16 protein-coding genes are annotated in these 14996 nt (G+C 69.7%); 6 read left to right on the top strand and 10 right to left on the bottom strand.

Translation table 11 applies throughout. The features are described from left to right. Nucleotides 1-86: 86 nt before the first annotated feature. Entirely contained in the window at nt 87-2270 is a 2184-nt protein-coding gene (locus EAO79_RS14735) for an ATP-dependent DNA helicase RecQ (RefSeq protein ID WP_124769417.1), read from the top strand. Nucleotides 2271-2277: 7 nt separating this feature from the next. Here the strand turns inward: EAO79_RS14735 and EAO79_RS14730 are convergent, their stop codons facing one another. From EAO79_RS14730 to EAO79_RS14700, 7 genes are all read right to left on the bottom strand, one after another. Beyond that, entirely contained in the window at nt 2278-3780 is a 1503-nt protein-coding gene (locus EAO79_RS14730) for an MFS transporter (protein WP_079706036.1), read from the bottom strand. A gap of 114 nt (nt 3781-3894) precedes the next feature. Then, complete coding sequence (locus EAO79_RS14725; protein ID WP_124769416.1) at nt 3895-4677, bottom strand: ABC transporter ATP-binding protein; 783 nt, start codon at nt 4675-4677, stop codon at nt 3895-3897. Next, nucleotides 4674-5495, bottom strand: a complete 822-nt coding sequence (locus tag EAO79_RS14720; RefSeq protein ID WP_124769415.1) for an ABC transporter ATP-binding protein — start codon at nt 5493-5495, stop codon at nt 4674-4676. Before EAO79_RS14720 ends, EAO79_RS14725 begins: the two co-directional genes overlap by 4 nt. Continuing rightward, on the bottom strand, nt 5492-6358 hold the full coding sequence (locus tag EAO79_RS14715) for an ABC transporter permease (RefSeq protein ID WP_124769414.1): 867 nt from the start codon (nt 6356-6358) through the stop codon (nt 5492-5494). The genes EAO79_RS14720 and EAO79_RS14715 overlap by 4 nt, the downstream gene beginning before the upstream one ends. Next, nucleotides 6355-7323: an ABC transporter permease gene (locus EAO79_RS14710; protein ID WP_079706032.1), complete on the bottom strand. Its 969-nt coding sequence runs from the start codon at nt 7321-7323 to the stop codon at nt 6355-6357. Before EAO79_RS14710 ends, EAO79_RS14715 begins: the two co-directional genes overlap by 4 nt. 62 nt (nt 7324-7385) lie before the next feature. Further along, on the bottom strand, nt 7386-8879 hold the full coding sequence (locus tag EAO79_RS14705) for an ABC transporter substrate-binding protein (protein WP_241160897.1): 1494 nt from the start codon (nt 8877-8879) through the stop codon (nt 7386-7388). A 57-nt stretch (nt 8880-8936) separates the two neighbouring features. Continuing rightward, nucleotides 8937-9701: a DUF1684 domain-containing protein gene (locus EAO79_RS14700; protein ID WP_124769413.1), complete on the bottom strand. Its 765-nt coding sequence runs from the start codon at nt 9699-9701 to the stop codon at nt 8937-8939. Between the two features lie 150 nt (nt 9702-9851). Between EAO79_RS14700 and EAO79_RS14695 the strand changes: the two genes are divergently transcribed. Then, the gene (locus EAO79_RS14695; RefSeq protein ID WP_086473201.1) at nt 9852-10316 is read left to right on the top strand and encodes an N-acetyltransferase; all 465 of its coding nucleotides are present in this window, start codon (nt 9852-9854) and stop codon (nt 10314-10316) included. On the opposite strand, the gene EAO79_RS14690 is transcribed toward EAO79_RS14695, so the two are convergent. The 3 genes from EAO79_RS14690 to EAO79_RS14680 form a co-directional block, all read right to left on the bottom strand. Beyond that, entirely contained in the window at nt 10313-11059 is a 747-nt protein-coding gene (locus tag EAO79_RS14690) for a GTP pyrophosphokinase family protein (protein ID WP_124769412.1), read from the bottom strand. The genes EAO79_RS14695 and EAO79_RS14690 overlap by 4 nt on opposite strands. A gap of 111 nt (nt 11060-11170) precedes the next feature. Continuing rightward, a complete protein-coding gene (locus tag EAO79_RS14685; RefSeq protein ID WP_124769411.1) occupies nt 11171-11626 on the bottom strand; it encodes a VanZ family protein in 456 nt (151 codons plus the stop codon). A gap of 97 nt (nt 11627-11723) precedes the next feature. Next, nucleotides 11724-12095, bottom strand: a complete 372-nt coding sequence (locus EAO79_RS14680; protein ID WP_079706027.1) for an RNA-binding S4 domain-containing protein — start codon at nt 12093-12095, stop codon at nt 11724-11726. Nucleotides 12096-12133: 38 nt separating this feature from the next. Here EAO79_RS14680 and EAO79_RS14675 point away from each other — a divergent pair, with 38 nt between their 5' ends. The 4 genes from EAO79_RS14675 (at nt 12134) to EAO79_RS14660 (ending at nt 14801) form a co-directional block, all read left to right on the top strand. Further along, complete coding sequence (locus EAO79_RS14675; protein WP_124769410.1) at nt 12134-12832, top strand: CDP-alcohol phosphatidyltransferase family protein; 699 nt, start codon at nt 12134-12136, stop codon at nt 12830-12832. After that, nucleotides 12825-13346 carry an FHA domain-containing protein gene (locus EAO79_RS14670; RefSeq protein WP_086473205.1) on the top strand — a complete coding sequence of 174 codons (522 nt, stop codon included), beginning with the start codon at nt 12825-12827 and terminating at the stop codon, nt 13344-13346. Before EAO79_RS14675 ends, EAO79_RS14670 begins: the two co-directional genes overlap by 8 nt. After that, entirely contained in the window at nt 13346-14050 is a 705-nt protein-coding gene (locus EAO79_RS14665) for a MerR family transcriptional regulator (RefSeq protein ID WP_079706024.1), read from the top strand. The genes EAO79_RS14670 and EAO79_RS14665 overlap by 1 nt, the downstream gene beginning before the upstream one ends. Before the next feature lie 202 nt (nt 14051-14252). Next, complete coding sequence (locus EAO79_RS14660) at nt 14253-14801, top strand: MerR family transcriptional regulator (protein WP_064297014.1); 549 nt, start codon at nt 14253-14255, stop codon at nt 14799-14801. The last annotated feature ends 195 nt before the right edge of the window (nt 14802-14996 follow it).

Below are 14996 nucleotides of genomic sequence, written 5' to 3'. Positions count from 1 at the left end.
CCTCCACAACCGACCAACCGACGGGACACCGCCCCTCCGAGACGCCGACGCAGTCCACCGTCAGCAGCTCCTGACAGACTTGCCGCATGTCCCACCCCAGCGCGCCCACCCCCGCCCACCCCGAACCGACCCCCACCGGATCGGTCGCCGAGGCGACGGCGGCGCTCGCCGCACTCACGGGCGTTCCGGGGGCCACGTTCCACGACGGTCAACTCGAAGCGATCCTCGCGCTCGTCGACGAACATCGTCGTGCGCTCGTCGTCCAGCGCACCGGTTGGGGCAAGTCCGCCGTCTACTTCATCGCGACCGCCCTCCTGCGCCGACGGGGCGCCGGGCCGACGCTGCTGGTCTCGCCGTTGCTGGCGCTCATGCGCGACCAGGTGGCGGCCGCCGAGCGCGCCGGCGTGCGCGCTGTGGCGATCAACTCGGCGAACGCACACGAATGGGACGACGTCCGGGCGCGCCTGGAGGCCGACGAGGTCGACGTCCTGCTCGTATCACCCGAGCGGCTCAACAATCCACGCTTCCGCGATGAACAGCTCCCGACTCTCGTGGACCGCACGGGCATGCTGGTGGTGGACGAGGCGCACTGCATCTCCGACTGGGGACACGACTTCCGACCCGATTACCGGCGGCTCGCCGAACTGATCGGACGCCTCCCGGCCGAGGTCCCGGTCCTGGCGACCACCGCGACGGCCAACGCACGCGTCGTCCGCGACATCGCCGAGCAGCTCACCGCACCCGGCGCCGCAGGCTCCCACGGAGCCGAGGTGCTCACCATCCGCGGCTCGCTCGCGAGGGCGTCCCTCCGGCTCGGCGTGCTCCGGCTGCCGGAGTCCCGGGACCGCCTCACCTGGCTGCTCAGCCACCTCGGCGGGCTCACCGGGTCCGGCATCATCTACACGCTCACGGTGTCCGCCGCGGAGGACACCGCGCGGCTGCTGCGCGAGGCCGGTCACGAGGTCCGGGCCTACACGGGCCGGACCGATCCCGATGAACGCGAGGAGTCGGAGCGGCTCCTCAAGGAGAACCGCTTGAAGGCGCTGGTCGCGACGAGCGCGCTCGGCATGGGGTTCGATAAACCGGACCTCGGGTTCGTCGTGCATCTCGGCGCTCCGTCCTCGCCGGTCGCGTACTACCAGCAGGTTGGTCGCGCCGGCCGCGCCACCGAGCATGCCGACGTCCTGCTCCTGCCCGGGGCGGAGGACGAGGAGATCTGGCAGTACTTCGCGACCGCGTCGATGCCGGACGAAGCGCGGGCCACCGCGGTGCTCGACGCACTCGACAGTCAGCCGCGGTCCACGCCCGCGCTCGAGGCGCTCGTCAACCTGCGTCGCACACCCCTCGAACTCCTCCTCAAGGTGCTCGACGTCGACGGCGCGGTGCAGCGGGTGGCCGGGGGATGGGTGTCGACCGGGCAGCCGTGGGTCTACGACCGGGAGCGGTACCGGCGGATCGCCGAGGCCAGGGTGGCGGAGCAACAGGCGATGCTGGCTTACGAGCGGGGCGACGAGTGCAGGATGCTCGTGCTGCAACGTGAGCTCGACGACGCGAGCGCGGTGCCCTGTGGCCGGTGCGACCGCTGCGCCGGGCCGTGGTTCCCCACCGAACTCGACAGTGCGGCGGCCGCCTCCGCGTCGGAAGCGCTCGGTCGGGTCGGCGTGGAGCTCGAACCGCGGGCGCAGTGGCCCACGGGAGCCGACCGCCTCGGCGTCACCGCCGACGGCGCAGCGGTGAAGGGACGCATTGCGCTCGACGACCGCCTCGAGGCCGGGCGTGCGCTCGCTCGGCTCACCGACCTCGGCTGGGGTGGTGTGCTGCGTGAGCTCTTCGCCGCGGGTGCACCCGACGCTCCCGCCTCCCGCGCGGTCATCGACGCGAGTGTCCGTGTCCTGGCGGATTGGCCGTGGACGCAACGGCCGGCCGCCGTGGTCAGTGTGCCGTCACGGTCGCGTCCGCAGCTCGTCGACTCGGTGGCGAGGGGCATCGCGTCGCTCGGGCGACTGCCGTACCTCGGGGAGCTCGACCTCGTCGGCGACGGCCCGCGCGGTGGTCCCGGCGGCAACAGCGCCTACCGTCTGGCGGGCGTCTGGGACGCCTTCACCGTCGGATCCGAACTCCGGGCGCAGCTCGCAGCGCTCGAGGGCGCGCCGGTCCTGCTCGTCGACGACCGGGCCGACAGTCGGTGGACGCTCACCGTCGCCGGTCGCGCGCTCCGCCGCGCCGGATCCGGCCCGGTCCTCCCGTTCGCGCTCGGGATCGTGGGCTGATCGCCCATCAGCCCTCGTGGAGGCTGGAGCGGGTGTCCTTGGCCAGGTGCCGCGGCAGCAGGATCGTGCAGACGAGTCCGACGACGGCTGCTGCAGCGCAGATCGCGAAGCTCAGACGGAAGGCGTCCGCACTGGGTGTCGTGACAGCTCCGTCGGTGACGACCTGGGAGGCCAGGATGGCGCCGATCACCGCACTCGCGATCGTGGAACCGAGCGTCCGCATCACGGAGTTGAGTCCGTTGGACGCCGCCGTCTCGCTGGGCGGGACGGCACCCATGATGAGCGTCGGCATGGCGGCGTAGGCGAACCCCACCCCGAAGCCGACCGCGGTGGCTGTGAGCACGGTGTGCCAGACCTCGGTCATGAGTCCGATCGCGATCGCGTAGCCGACCGCGATGATCGTGATGCCGATCAGCAGGCTCAACCGGGCGCCCTTGGCCGCGGTCAGTCGAGCGGCGACCGGCGACATCGCCCACATGATGAGACCGCTGGGCATGAGGCAGAGGCTCGCGATGAGCATGTTCTGCCCGAGACCGACCCCGGTGCCGACCGGCGCCTCGAGGATGCCCGGGAGGACGACCGTGCTGCCGAAGAAGGCGAAGCCGACCGTGATGGATGCGAGGTTCGTGAAGAGCACCGTCCGCCTGGCGGCGATGCGCAGGTCGACGAGCGGGCTGGAGGACCGTACCTCGAACCACCCCCAGAGCAGGAGCACGACGACGCCGCCGATCAAGCAGCTGAGGGTCCCGACGCTCGTCCAACCCCACTCGTTGCCTTTCGAGACGGCGAGGAGGATCGGGACGAGGCCGGCGGCGAGACCGATCGCGCCGATCCAGTCGAAACCGCCTTCGCTCCGGAGGGTGCTCACCGGGACGAAGCGCGCGACGAGGACGAAGCCGATGAGCCCGAGTGCACCCGCGACCCAGAACAGCACATGCCAGTCCAGGTACTGCGAGATCACGGCGGAGATCGGGAGACCGACGGCACCACCGATGCCGAGGGTGGCACTCACGAGCGCGACCGCGGGGCCGAGCCGCTTCGCGTGGAGCACGTCGCGCAGGATGCTGATGCCGAGCGGGATCACGCCCATCGCCATCCCCTGGAGGGCACGGGCGACGATGAGCGGGACGATCGTGGACGAGAAGGCGGCGAGCACCGATCCGGCCATCATGATCCCGAGCAGGATGAGCACCATCCGTCGTTTGCCGTAGAGGTCGCCGAGCCGACCGGCGATCGGGGTCGCGACCGCGGCCGACAGGAGCGTGGCCGTCACGACCCACATGCTGTCGGAGGCGTGCACGCCGAGGATCGTGGGAAGCGTCGGCACGAGTGGGGTGACGAGCGTCATCATGAACGCCGCGACGAGACCGGTGAACGCGAGGCTCGTGACGACCGCCCGCTCCGGAAGTGGTTTGCGGAGTGCCGCCCGCTCCTCGTCGCTGAGCCAGGGGCGCTCGGCCCCAGGCTGGTCCTCGTCGTGGTCGTCGGGCTGCGCTGAATCCTGCGTCACGGGTCCTGTTCCTGTGGAGAGTCGATGCGGCCGAGGCCACTCGGAGTCGAACACCGTCCGCCGGCGCCGTATTCCCGGCTCGGCCGGGCCGACGGCGTCGGCCTCGTCGTCGACTCAGCGCGGGAGGCGGGGGATCGCCGCGATGAGCTGCTTCGTGTAGGCCTCGGCGGGATCGTGGAGGACCTGCGCGGTGGCGCCGGCCTCGACGACCTGCCCGTGTCGGAGGACCATCGTGCGTTCACACAGCGCGGCCACCGTGCCGAGGTCGTGCGAGACCATCACGAGCGCCAGGCCGTTCGAGGCCCGCAGCTCGGCGAGGAGCTCGATGATCTGGATCCGGGTGCTCATGTCGAGGGCACTGACGGGCTCGTCGGCGAGGAGGAGCCGGGGGTTCGGGACGATCGCGCGGGCGATGGCGATCCGCTGCCGCTGGCCGCCCGAGAACTCGTGCGGGAACCGCGACGCCGCGTCGGCGGGCAGTCCCACCGCCTCGAGTGCCTCGGTCGCGCGGACGGTCGCCTGCTCGGTGGTCGCCAGACGGAGGGATCGCAGCGGTTCGGCCACGATGCGCCCGATGCGCTGCCGAGGATCGAGCGAGGAGTACGGATCCTGGAAGACGGCCTGCACCGATTCGCGGAACCGACGGACCCGTGTCCGATCGCGGGGGTCCAGTGCGCCACCGTCGAACCGGACCGAGCCCGTGGTCGGCCGGTCGAGGCCGAGCAGCAGCCGGAGGAGGGTGCTCTTACCGGCGCCGGACTGACCGACGATCCCGACGGCCTCTCCTGCGCCGACGGCCAGCGACACGTCGGCCAGGGCCTCCTGACCGCCGCGGTACCGGAAACCGACCGCATCCAGCTCGAGGATCGGCGTCGTCGTGATCGGTGCATCGGTCATCGTGGGTCCTCCAGCGCGTCGTCGAGCGCGCGTGCGCTGGTGACCAGACGACGGGTGTCCTCGTGCTGCGGTGCCGTCAGCACCTGCGCCACCGCGCCGCGTTCCACGGCCCGACCCTCGCTCAGCACGACGACCTCGTCGACCATGGTCGACACGACGGCGAGGTCGTGACTGATGAACAGGAGCGCCATGCCGCGTTCCCGGACGAGCCGGTCGATGAGCGCGAGCACCTCCGCCTGGACGGTCACGTCGAGCGCCGTCGTCGGCTCGTCCGCGATGAGGAGCTGCGGGCGACCGGCGAGCGCGATGGCGATCGCGATGCGCTGCCGCTGCCCGCCGGACAGCTCGTGGGGGTAGGAGGCGGCGATGCGCGCAGTGTCGGTGAGGGACACCTCGACGAGGGCTGCTTCGACGGCCTCCTTGAGCCGTTCGCCCCGGAGTCCCAGATGGCGACGCAGGGGCTCGGCGAGCTGGGCGCCGACCCGCATGAGCGGGTCGAGTGCGGTCAGCGGCTCCTGGAAGACGAGTCCGGCAACCCGACCGCGGAGTGGCCGCAGCGCGCGGTCCGGGGCACCGATCACCTGGGTGCCGGCCAGTTCGACGCTGCCGCTCGCGCTCAGCTGTTCGCCGAGCAGCCCGATCACCGCGAGGGAGGTCAAGGACTTCCCGGACCCGGAACCGCCGATGAGTCCGAGGCGACCCCCGGCGGCGATGGTCAGGTCCAGCCCGTCGAGGAGCGGCCGGTCAGCGCCGTCGGGAGCACCGCGCCGGACGCCTCGGGTGATGGTCAGTCCGGAGATGTCGAGGAGATCGCTCATGCGCCGCGCCTCCTCGTCGGATCGCCGAGGTCCCGCAGGCCGTCCGCGATGAAGTTCACGCCCACCACGAGCATCACCACGGCGACACCCGGAGCGATCGCGCCGACCGGTGCCGTCGTGACGGTGGCCTGGGCCTCCTGCAGCAGACGTCCCCAGGAGGCGTTCGGCGGTGGCGCGCCGAGGCCGAGGTACGACAGGCTCGCTTCGGCGAGGACGGCGATGCCGAACTGCAGCGCGAGGTTGACGCTCAGGGTGGGCCAGATGTTCGGGAGCACATGCTGGCCGATGACACCGGCCCAGCTCGTCCCGGCAGTCCTGGCCGCGACCACGTACTGCTCGCTGAGGACCCGCTTCGTGAGGATCCGGGTCAGGCGGGCCACGATGGCCGACATGGCGAGTCCGATCGCGATGATGGCGGTGCCGAGTGACGCGCCCTGGGCTGCCACGATGAGCATGGCGAGCAGGAGCACCGGGAAGGCGATCACGACGTCGAGCGCGGCGGAGATCGTGTCGTCCAGCCAGGCCGACGCGAAGGCCGCAGCGAGTCCCACGGCGATACCGATGACCGCGCCGACCGCGACGGCCCCCGCCCCGGTCGCGAGCGCGATGCGCGCACCGACCATGAGCTGGGTCATCAAATCGCGACCGAGCTTGTCCGTACCGAGCCAGTGGGTGCCGGTCGGGCCTTCGAGACGACCGCCGGAGGTGTCCGTGGGTGCGAAGGGCAACCACACGAGCGAGACGGCCGCCAGGACGGCGATGACGCCGACGAGGACGAGTCCGACGGTCAGCGTCGCGGAAGGGGCGCGGCGCCGCACCGGGCGTCGGTCGGCGAGCGCGGTCTGGGCGTCGACGGCGCTCATCGGAGCCCGTTCCCCGAGATCGAAGTGCGCAGACGCGGATCGATGAGCCGCTGCGCGATGTCGGCGACGAAACCCGTCAGGAGGACGACGAGGGTCGAGACGAGGAGGATGCCCTGGATGTTCGGGTAGTCGTGCTGCTGGATCGCCGTCAGGAGCATCGACCCGAGGCCGGGCAGGCTGAAGACGCTCTCGACCACGACGGCGCCGAGGAAGGTGGTGGCGAGCTCGATGCCGAGGATCGCCACGACGGGCACCGCGGCGTTCCGGGCGCCGTGTCGGAGCAGGGCCTCACCGAAGCCGGCTCCCTGCGCCCGTGCCGAGCGCAGATAGTCGCTCCCGACCACGTCGAGCGTGGCGGAGCGGACGTATCGGGTGATCGACGCACTCATGACGATGGCGATGGTGATGACCGGGAGGGCGAGGCTCGTGAGTGCCGCGGCAGGATCTGCCCAGTCGTCGCGAGGGAAGCCGCCGGACGGGAACAGTCGGAGCGTCACCGCGAACACGCTGACGAGCAGGATGCCGACCCAGAACACCGGAACGGCGATCCCGAGCTGCGAGAGGCCGGACAACGCGATGCCGTACCAGCGGTCGGCCCGGAGTGCGGACACGACACCGGCCACGAGGGCGAGCACCACGGCGAGGAGGAACGCGAGGAGCGTCAGCGGCACGGTGACCTGGAGGCGCGACGCGATCTCGGGTCCGACCGGGAGCGAGCTCACGAACGAGGAACCGAGGTCGAGGGTGAGGACGCCGCCGAACCAGGCGGCGAACTGCTCGCCGAGCGGCCGGTCGGCTCCCACCTGCTCGCGCGCCGCGTCGATCTGCTCCTGCGTGGCGTTCACCGAGAGCAGGGCGTTCGACGGGTCGCCCGGCAGCAGCCGGAGCAGCACGAACAGCACCGTCATGGCGACGAGGAACGACACCACGAGGAACGCGGATCGGCGCAGCAGGTAAGCGAGCATGGTGGACCTCAGCGTAGCGAGGCCTGGGCCGACCGGGCGGTGCCGGTCGGCCCGGGCGACGACTACTTGCGGACGATGTCCGCCACGAAGAACTGCGAGTTCAGGCCGTTGACGCCGTACCCCGAGACGTCGCTCGCGGCGACGACGATCTGCGGGTAGAGGTAGAGCCACACGCTCGCCGCGTCCTCGGCGATCTGCTCGTTGACGAGCTTCAGCTTCGCCGTCTGCTCCTCGGTGGTCGTCGCCTGCTCGGCCTCCGACACCCACTGGGTCACCTCGGGGTTGTCGTAGCCCCAGTAGAAGTCCGGGTTGCCGTACCAGACGACGTCGCGGTCGTTCACGTGCTCCTGGAGGGTCGCCTGGAAGTCGCGTTCCTTGAACACCTTCGAGTACCACTCGTCCGCGCTGATCGTGTTGATCTCGACCGTGATGCCGACCTTCGCGAGTTCACTCTGGAGGAACTCGGCGACGGCCGGGTGCGGGTCGTAGCTCGGGGTGTCGAGGGTGAAGGTGAAGCCGTCGGCGAAGCCCGCTTCGGCGAGCTGCTGCTTCGCGAGCTCGGGGTCGTACGGGTTCACCTGCGTGAGGTCCTCGTACCAGGGGTCCGTCGGCGGGACCATCGACCCGATGAGCGTGCCGTACTCGCCCCAGATGGACGAGAGCAGCTTCTTGGTGTCGATCGCGGAGTACACGGCCTTGCGGACGAGCGCCTGGTCGAACGGGGCGACCCGGTCGTTGAAGGCGAGCAGCTCCTTCGTCGTGGAGTCGCCGTCGGAGACGACGTAGTCCGCGTTGTCGGTGAACTGGCTCAGCTGGTCGGGGCTCTGCACGCTCGTGATGATGTCGATCTGCTTCGTGACGAGCGCATTGCTGAGCGCGGTCGCGTCGGTGAAGTAGGTGAAGACCACCTCCGCGTTCTTGGCGGGCTCACCCCAGTAGTCGTCCCAGCGCTCGAGGCTCAGGGTGCTGCCGCGCTTCCAGTCGCCGAGCGTGTACGGACCCGTGCCGTCCTCGGTGGTCTTGAGGTCCTTCGCCGCGTCGTTGACGATCCAGACGTAGCTCAGGTTGTAGATGAAGGAGATGGAGCGCTCGGAGAGGGTGATGACGACGGTCTTGTCGTCGGGGGTCGCGATGCCGGAGATCACCGCGAAGCTGCTCTTCCGTGCCGACTGCGAGTCCTCGGCGGTCACGGCTTCGATGCTCGACTTCACGTCCGCCGAGGTGAGCGGGTCGCCGGAGTGGAAGGTGACGCCGTCCTTGAGGGTGAAGGTGTACGTCAGGCCGTCGTCGCTCACCGTGCTGTCGGCGGCGAGCACCGGTTCGACCTCGCCGTCGTCCGTGAGGCGGTACAGGCCCTCGTACACGTTGCCGGTGAAGGCCTCCGTGACGCCTTGGCCGCCGCCGCCGGTGTTGCTGAGGTTCTGCGGCTCGTAGAGCGAGCCGACGGCGATGGTCGCGTCGTCGCCCGTCGCCGAACTGCCACCACCACCGGCGCAGCCGGCGAGGGCGACGGCGGCGGCGACGGACAGGGCGACGAGCCCGATGGTTCTCTTCACGGATACTCCTGTGGTGTGGGGGTGATGATGCTGGTGCAGGCTGTGGGGTGCTGGGGGTCAGACGGCGTAGAGGTCGAAGCCCTCGCGGAACCGGACGATCCGTTCTCCGGCGAGGACGTCTCCGGCGAACCGGTTCTGCGGCGGCGGCATCGGACAGTTGTACTGCACGGAGAAGCCGCAGGGCGGCACGAACGCGCGGTTGAAGTCGAGGACGACCTCGCCCGCCGTGCCGAAGCCTCCGTCGTCGGTCCGCTGCACGAACAGGAACCGGCCGGCGCCGTAGGTGCCCGACTCGTCATCTCGGCCGTTCGTCGCGTCGCCGAACACGAGGAGGAGCGTGCCGCCGTCGTCGAAGGCGCTCATCGTGTACTCGACGCCGTCCCGAGTGAACGCGATGTCGCCGGGGACGACGAGCTCCCGTGATCCTCCGTTGTCTCGGATGTGCTCGAACGGCACGGTCCGCGAGCCGTCGACCGGCGTGAACCGCGCCGTCTGGACCCACGCGGCGTCGTACGGGAAGACCTCGATGCCGTCGAACGCGCGGATGGCGGGTGCGTTCGCGTCCCATCGGCGGATGCCGACCTCGTCCTGGCCCGTGTCGAGGTGGGTGCGGCGGAGCGTCGTCACCGTCACGCCGCTCGGCTGCTCGGCGGCGATGGCGGCTGCGGCTGCATCGACGGTGGCCGGCGTCTCCTCCGCGAGCCACCGCGTCTCGACGAGGGCGAGGTTGCCGAGTGGCGCGGTCACGGCGGCTCGACGGTCGTCGCGCCAGGCGTCGTGCTCGGCGATCGCGTTCGGCTGCGGGGCGGTGTGGATCGGCATGTCTCGATTCTCCGGATGACGACGGGCGGATCCCAATCGTGTGTCCTTCGGAGTCCAGCTCGTTTCGGGCGGGAACTATTCCCGAGCCCGGCGACGACCCGGCGCAGGACGGCGAGCGACGGGGTCGCGACGTTCTGGGAGGATGTCCTCATGAACGCCACGCTCGTCCGCATGCCCGCCGATCGACTGCGGGGGTGGATGCTCGCCGCGAACGCGCAGTACCGCCTCGAACGCATCGAGGCGGGGGAGACCGAGGCAGAGGCGACGGCGAAGGCGGCACAGTCCCTCGCCGAGACGTTCCCGGCCGGCCGACTCCAGGTCGGACACCTCGTCTTCGAGGTGGTCCTCGACGAAGCCGCGGTCGGCGTGCTCTGGATCGGACCGCGGAGCACGAGCCACCCGGACGAGTGGTGGGTCTGGGACGTGGAGATCGACGAGTCGTTCCGCGGGCGTGGGCTCGGCCGGCAGGCCATGCAGCTCGCCGAGACTGCGGCAAAGGAGCAGGGCGCGAAGACGCTCGGGCTGAACGTCTTCGGGTTCAACCGGATCGCGCGCGGCCTGTACGAGTCGCTCGGCTACGAGACGATGGCCGTGCAGATGCGCAAGGCGCTCTAACGCGGGTCCAGCCCGTCGATCAGCTCGGTCATGACCCGGTCGGCGAGTGACGGAGGCTTCGGGTGCCCGTCGTCGGTGGTCCGCGAGGTCGTCGCCCGGTCGAGCGCGAGGACCTCGCCGTGGAGGTGCTCCATCTTCGCGTCGAGCCTGGACGCCGCCTCGGCTGCGTGCTTGAGCTCGGCGAGCAGGCTGTCCGGCACGGCCTTGTCGTACTTGTAGTAGATCTTGTGTTCGAGGCTCGCCCAGAAGTCCATGGCGATCGTCCGGAACTGGATCTCGACGGGCACCTGCACGACGCCGTCGGACATGAACACCGGAACCTCGACGATCACGTGGAGGCTCTGGTACCCGTTCGGCTTCGGGTTCGCGATGTAGTCCTTGACCTTCACCACGGTGATGTCCTGCTGGCTCGTCAGGAGTTCGAACACCTTGTAGGTGTCGGAGATGAAGCTGCAGGTGACGCGGATGCCCGCGATGTCCGTGATGTGTTCGCGGATGTCGTCGATGTCCTGCCCGTACTGCTTGCGTTCGATCTTGCCGATGATGCTCTCCGGCGACTTCAACCGCGAGCTGATGTGCTCGATCGGGTTGTAGTCGTGGATCTGCGTGAACTCCTCCTTGAGGATGTTGAGCTTCGTGGTGATCTCGTCGATGCCGAACTTGTACAGCATCATGAACCGCGTGAACTCGTCCTTGAGGCGCTTCAGCTCCTCGAGGTTGTCCGACGACGTTGGTCCGGTCATGGGCGTGCGCTCCAGCTCTGTCTCCGACGGGCCGACGGCCCGCTCGCACTCTACTGAAGCGGCCTTGGAACGCCTCTCAGCCTCCTGTGAATCAGGACTGTCGCGAGCAGTTCAGTGCTGCAGGGCCGCGCGGCGACGTGACGAGGCCTGGAGCCGGCGGGCGCGCCCGGCGGTCAGCATCAGGCCGAGGACGACCCCGGCGACGGCCCCGGACGTGTTCGCGAGAAGGTCGCGGGGATCGCTCACGCGTCCGGGGATCGCGAGTTGCGCGGCCTCGATGCCGACCGTCAGCGTGGCTGCGACGAGGATGGCGAGCCACCAGCGCCGCCGTCCGAGCAGGAGCAGGAAGAAGACGCCGATCGGGACGAACATGGCGATGTTCGCTCCGAATTCGAGGCGCTCGTAAGTGACCCACGCCGTCGACTCCCACCGGGCGAGGAGGTCGACGAGTCGGTACACGAGGGACTCGGTCCGGCCGTCGAAGGGCCGTGGGCCGAGGGTGATGGCCGCCACGAGCGCGAGGTACACCACGGTGAGGGTGCTGAGCACGGGATGGCGGCGGAACATCGGCCCAGCATGCCCGAGCCACCTTGGCGGCGCTTGAGTGTTCCCTGGACGGGGACGATGCGTCGCCGATGAGGCCGGTCGGGTCGTCAGCAGCGCGTCAGCGCCCTCGCAACCGCTCGATGTCGCGTCGTTCACGCTTCGTCGGTCGACCGGCGCCCCGGTCTCGGACGGCCACGACCTGCCGTTCCGCCGGCGTCGGCAGCGGGGGAGAGCGGTCGATGAGACATTCCGCCGCGACGTCCGCCCCGACCCGTTTCGCGATGAGGCGTCGGACCTCCACGACCCGGTCGAAGCCCGCCACGCGGAGTCGGACCTCGTCACCGATCCTGACGGCCTGTGCCGGCTTCGCCCGCTCGCCGTTGACCCGGACGTGGCCGGCTCGGCAGGCGGTCGCGCCGGCCGAGCGGGTCTTCGTCAGCCGCACCGCCCAGATCCATGCGTCGACGCGCACGCTCGACGGGCTGTCCATCCTCCGATGGTAGAGCAGCCCATCGGTAGACTCGACCCGTGACTGACGGGGCGGGGCGCGGGGTTCGACGGACCGGTGAAGACCGCGTCGTCACCCTCCCCAATGCGCTCAGCGTTTTCCGGATCCTCCTCGTCCCGGTCTTCCTGATCCTCCTCGTGCAGGGGCAGGACCTGTTGGCTCTCGCGACGCTCGCGTTCTCGGGCGTCACCGACCTCCTCGACGGGTGGATCGCGCGACGGTTCGACCAGATGACGAAGCTCGGTCGACAACTCGATCCGGCCGCCGATCGCCTCTACATCCTCGCAGCGTTGATCGGTCTCGCGGCCCGCGGACTCATCCCGTGGTGGTTGCTCATCGTCGTCTTCGCCCGCGACCTGCTGCTCGTCGGGCTCGCCGTCGTCCTGCACCGGTCCGGTACGGGCGTGCTCCCGATCATCCGCGTGGGGAAGTGGGGCACGGCACTCCTGTTCATCGGGCTCCCGGTCCTCATGCTCGGTCAGGCGTTCCCAGCCGTCGCGATGATCGCGACGCCGCTCGGTTGGGTGTCGGTGATCGCCGGAGCGACGCTCTACTGGTGGGCCGGCATCCTCTACCTGCTGCAGACCGTGCGCATCTCGGGGGATGCCCGTTCGAAGCAGCGGGAACGGGCCCGATCCGACGGATCACCCTCGACCGGGCGGCTCGACAGTGACGCCACATCGGATACGCTTGACGGAGAGGAGGTCGACGGTGGCTGAGCACGATGAGAAGTATCCCGCGACCGGGGCGTACACGCCGGGAGCTGTCGATGACGGTGCCCCGACGAGCGGCTCGGGCGATCGGGAAGTCGACACGACACTCACCTTCGGTGAAGACCTCGGAGCGGCCCTCGCGGCGATCGACTCCGACGTCACCGCTGAGGAGCACGAGGCGATCGCGGCCCTGCCGTCCGGTTCAGCGCTGCTGATCGTCCGTCGTGGTCCGAACGCCGGTGCGCGGTTCCTCCTCGACGCCGACGTCACCACCGTCGGACGTCACCCCGAGGCCGACATCTTCCTCGACGACGTCACGGTGTCGCGTCGGCACACCGAGTTCCACCGTCACGGGACCGCGTTCGAGATCCGCGATCTCAACTCCCTGAACGGCACGTACTTCGACGGTGTCCGCATCGACAAGGCGATCCTGCGCGACGCCGCCGAGGTGCAGATCGGCAAGTTCCGCCTCACCTTCTACGCGTCGCGGATCGACCTCGCCTCCCAGCTGGGAAGCTAGTGGCGGCAGCCAGCGCGAACGCGCGAAGCGACGGTGCTCCGCTGCTGAGCATCGGGCAGGTCCTCGCACGCCTCACTCCGGAGTTCCCCGAGCTGAGCAATTCGAAGCTCCGGTTCCTCGAGGAGCAGGGGCTGGTGTCCCCGGCGCGGACGAAGTCGGGGTACCGGAAGTTCTCGAGCGATGACCTCGAACGCCTGCGGCTGATCCTGTCGATGCAGCGAGATCACTACTTCCCCCTCAAGGTCATCCGCACCTACCTCGTCGAGGTCGACGCGGGACGGTCGCCGCTGTTCCCTGGCAGTGGGCAAGCCGTCGGCGCGCCGTCGATCCACCCCGGGGTCCGCAGATTCTCGCGGAACGAGCTGATCCGCGAAGCCGGCGCCACCCCGATGCTCTTCAACGACGCCGTGAGCGCGTCGCTGATCCTGCCCGCCGAGAACTACGGCGAGGACGTCGCGTCCCTCCTGCGGATCCTCGTGGAGCTGCAGCGCTCCGGCATCGAACCACGGCACCTCCGCGGGTTCCGCGCCTCGATCGAGCGCGAGGTCGGGCTCATCGAGAGCGCGTTGAGCGCCGTCGCCAAGCGGAACGACGCCGCCGGCCGGGCACGTACCGCCGACCGGGCGCTGGAGATCGCCGCACAGCTCGAGGGTGTGCGGTCGAACCTCGTCCGCTCGGCACTCGAGCGACACCAATCCTCCTGATCGACCTCCCAGGGCGTAGACTGCCCTCATCCATCACGGCCAGGTCACAGTTCGATCACTCGTCACGACACGCCGTCCGTTTCGAACGGATGTCGCAGCGTTGACCGGGGCGGATCGGTAGCGTGGTGGGAGTGGTCAAGCCGGCTCGACGCCCCCGTCGAGACCGTACCGACCGTGCAGCGAACATCGAGGAGAAGCAGACATGAGTGAACTCAGTCGCGACGGGGCGTCACGGTACGGTGACCTCGGGCTGCTGTTCACCGACGGGCTTCCAGAACTCGAAGAGGGCCAGGGCTACCGCGGAGCGGTCGCCGCCCGTGCAGCCGGCATCAGCTACCGCCAGCTCGACTACTGGGCCCGGACGGGTCTGGTCGAGCCCACCGTCCGCGGTGCATCCGGATCCGGAACGCAGCGTCTCTACGGCTTCCGCGACATCCTCGTCCTCAAGCTCGTCAAGCGCCTGCTCGACACGGGCATCTCCCTGCAGCAGATCCGCACGGCAGTCGACCAGCTCCGCGAAGCGGGCATCGTCGACCTCGCCCAGACCACGCTCATGAGCGACGGCGCCAGTGTCTACCTCTGCACCTCGAACGACGAGGTCATCGACCTCGTCAGCCGCGGACAGGGCGTCTTCGGCATCGCCGTCGGCAAGGTGCTGCGCGAGGTGGAGTCCACGCTCATCGAGTTCGACGCACAGTCGGCCGACCCCATGGACGAGCTCGCAGCACGTCGCTCCGCTCGCAGCGCCTGACCCGAGCCGAAGGCGCCGGTCCCTGAGTCTGTCGAAGGGCTCACCGACGCGCGCCACACGTTCCCTGAGCGCGCATCCCGGGGTACTGGGTGCTCCTGCCGGTCCTGGAGCTCCGGCCGGTCCATGAGCGCGCCTGCCGGTCCCTGAGCCTGTCGAAGGGCGACCCGAGCGAGCGCCTGGTCCGTGAGCCGACCG

This window comes from Plantibacter sp. PA-3-X8 (genome assembly GCF_003856975.1).
Classification (GTDB): Bacteria; Actinomycetota; Actinomycetes; order Actinomycetales; family Microbacteriaceae; genus Plantibacter; species Plantibacter auratus.
The sequence above is the reverse complement of the archived record's forward strand: the minus strand, read 5'-3'. Positions and strand labels throughout refer to the sequence as shown.

Excerpts from the sequence above, each read along its gene's own strand:
- EAO79_RS14735 (WP_124769417.1), top strand. The coding sequence starts at position 87 with ATGTCCCACCCCAGCGCGCCCACCCCCGCCCACCCCGAACCGACCCCC.
- EAO79_RS14725 (WP_124769416.1), bottom strand. The coding sequence starts at position 4,677 with ATGACCGATGCACCGATCACGACGACGCCGATCCTCGAGCTGGATGCG.
- EAO79_RS14720 (WP_124769415.1), bottom strand. The coding sequence starts at position 5,495 with ATGAGCGATCTCCTCGACATCTCCGGACTGACCATCACCCGAGGCGTC.
- EAO79_RS14715 (WP_124769414.1), bottom strand. The coding sequence starts at position 6,358 with ATGAGCGCCGTCGACGCCCAGACCGCGCTCGCCGACCGACGCCCGGTG.
- EAO79_RS14710 (WP_079706032.1), bottom strand. The coding sequence starts at position 7,323 with ATGCTCGCTTACCTGCTGCGCCGATCCGCGTTCCTCGTGGTGTCGTTC.
- EAO79_RS14700 (WP_124769413.1), bottom strand. The coding sequence starts at position 9,701 with ATGCCGATCCACACCGCCCCGCAGCCGAACGCGATCGCCGAGCACGAC.
- EAO79_RS14695 (WP_086473201.1), top strand. The coding sequence starts at position 9,852 with ATGAACGCCACGCTCGTCCGCATGCCCGCCGATCGACTGCGGGGGTGG.
- EAO79_RS14690 (WP_124769412.1), bottom strand. The coding sequence starts at position 11,059 with ATGACCGGACCAACGTCGTCGGACAACCTCGAGGAGCTGAAGCGCCTC.
- EAO79_RS14685 (WP_124769411.1), bottom strand. The coding sequence starts at position 11,626 with ATGTTCCGCCGCCATCCCGTGCTCAGCACCCTCACCGTGGTGTACCTC.
- EAO79_RS14680 (WP_079706027.1), bottom strand. The coding sequence starts at position 12,095 with ATGGACAGCCCGTCGAGCGTGCGCGTCGACGCATGGATCTGGGCGGTG.
- EAO79_RS14660 (WP_064297014.1), top strand. The coding sequence starts at position 14,253 with ATGAGTGAACTCAGTCGCGACGGGGCGTCACGGTACGGTGACCTCGGG.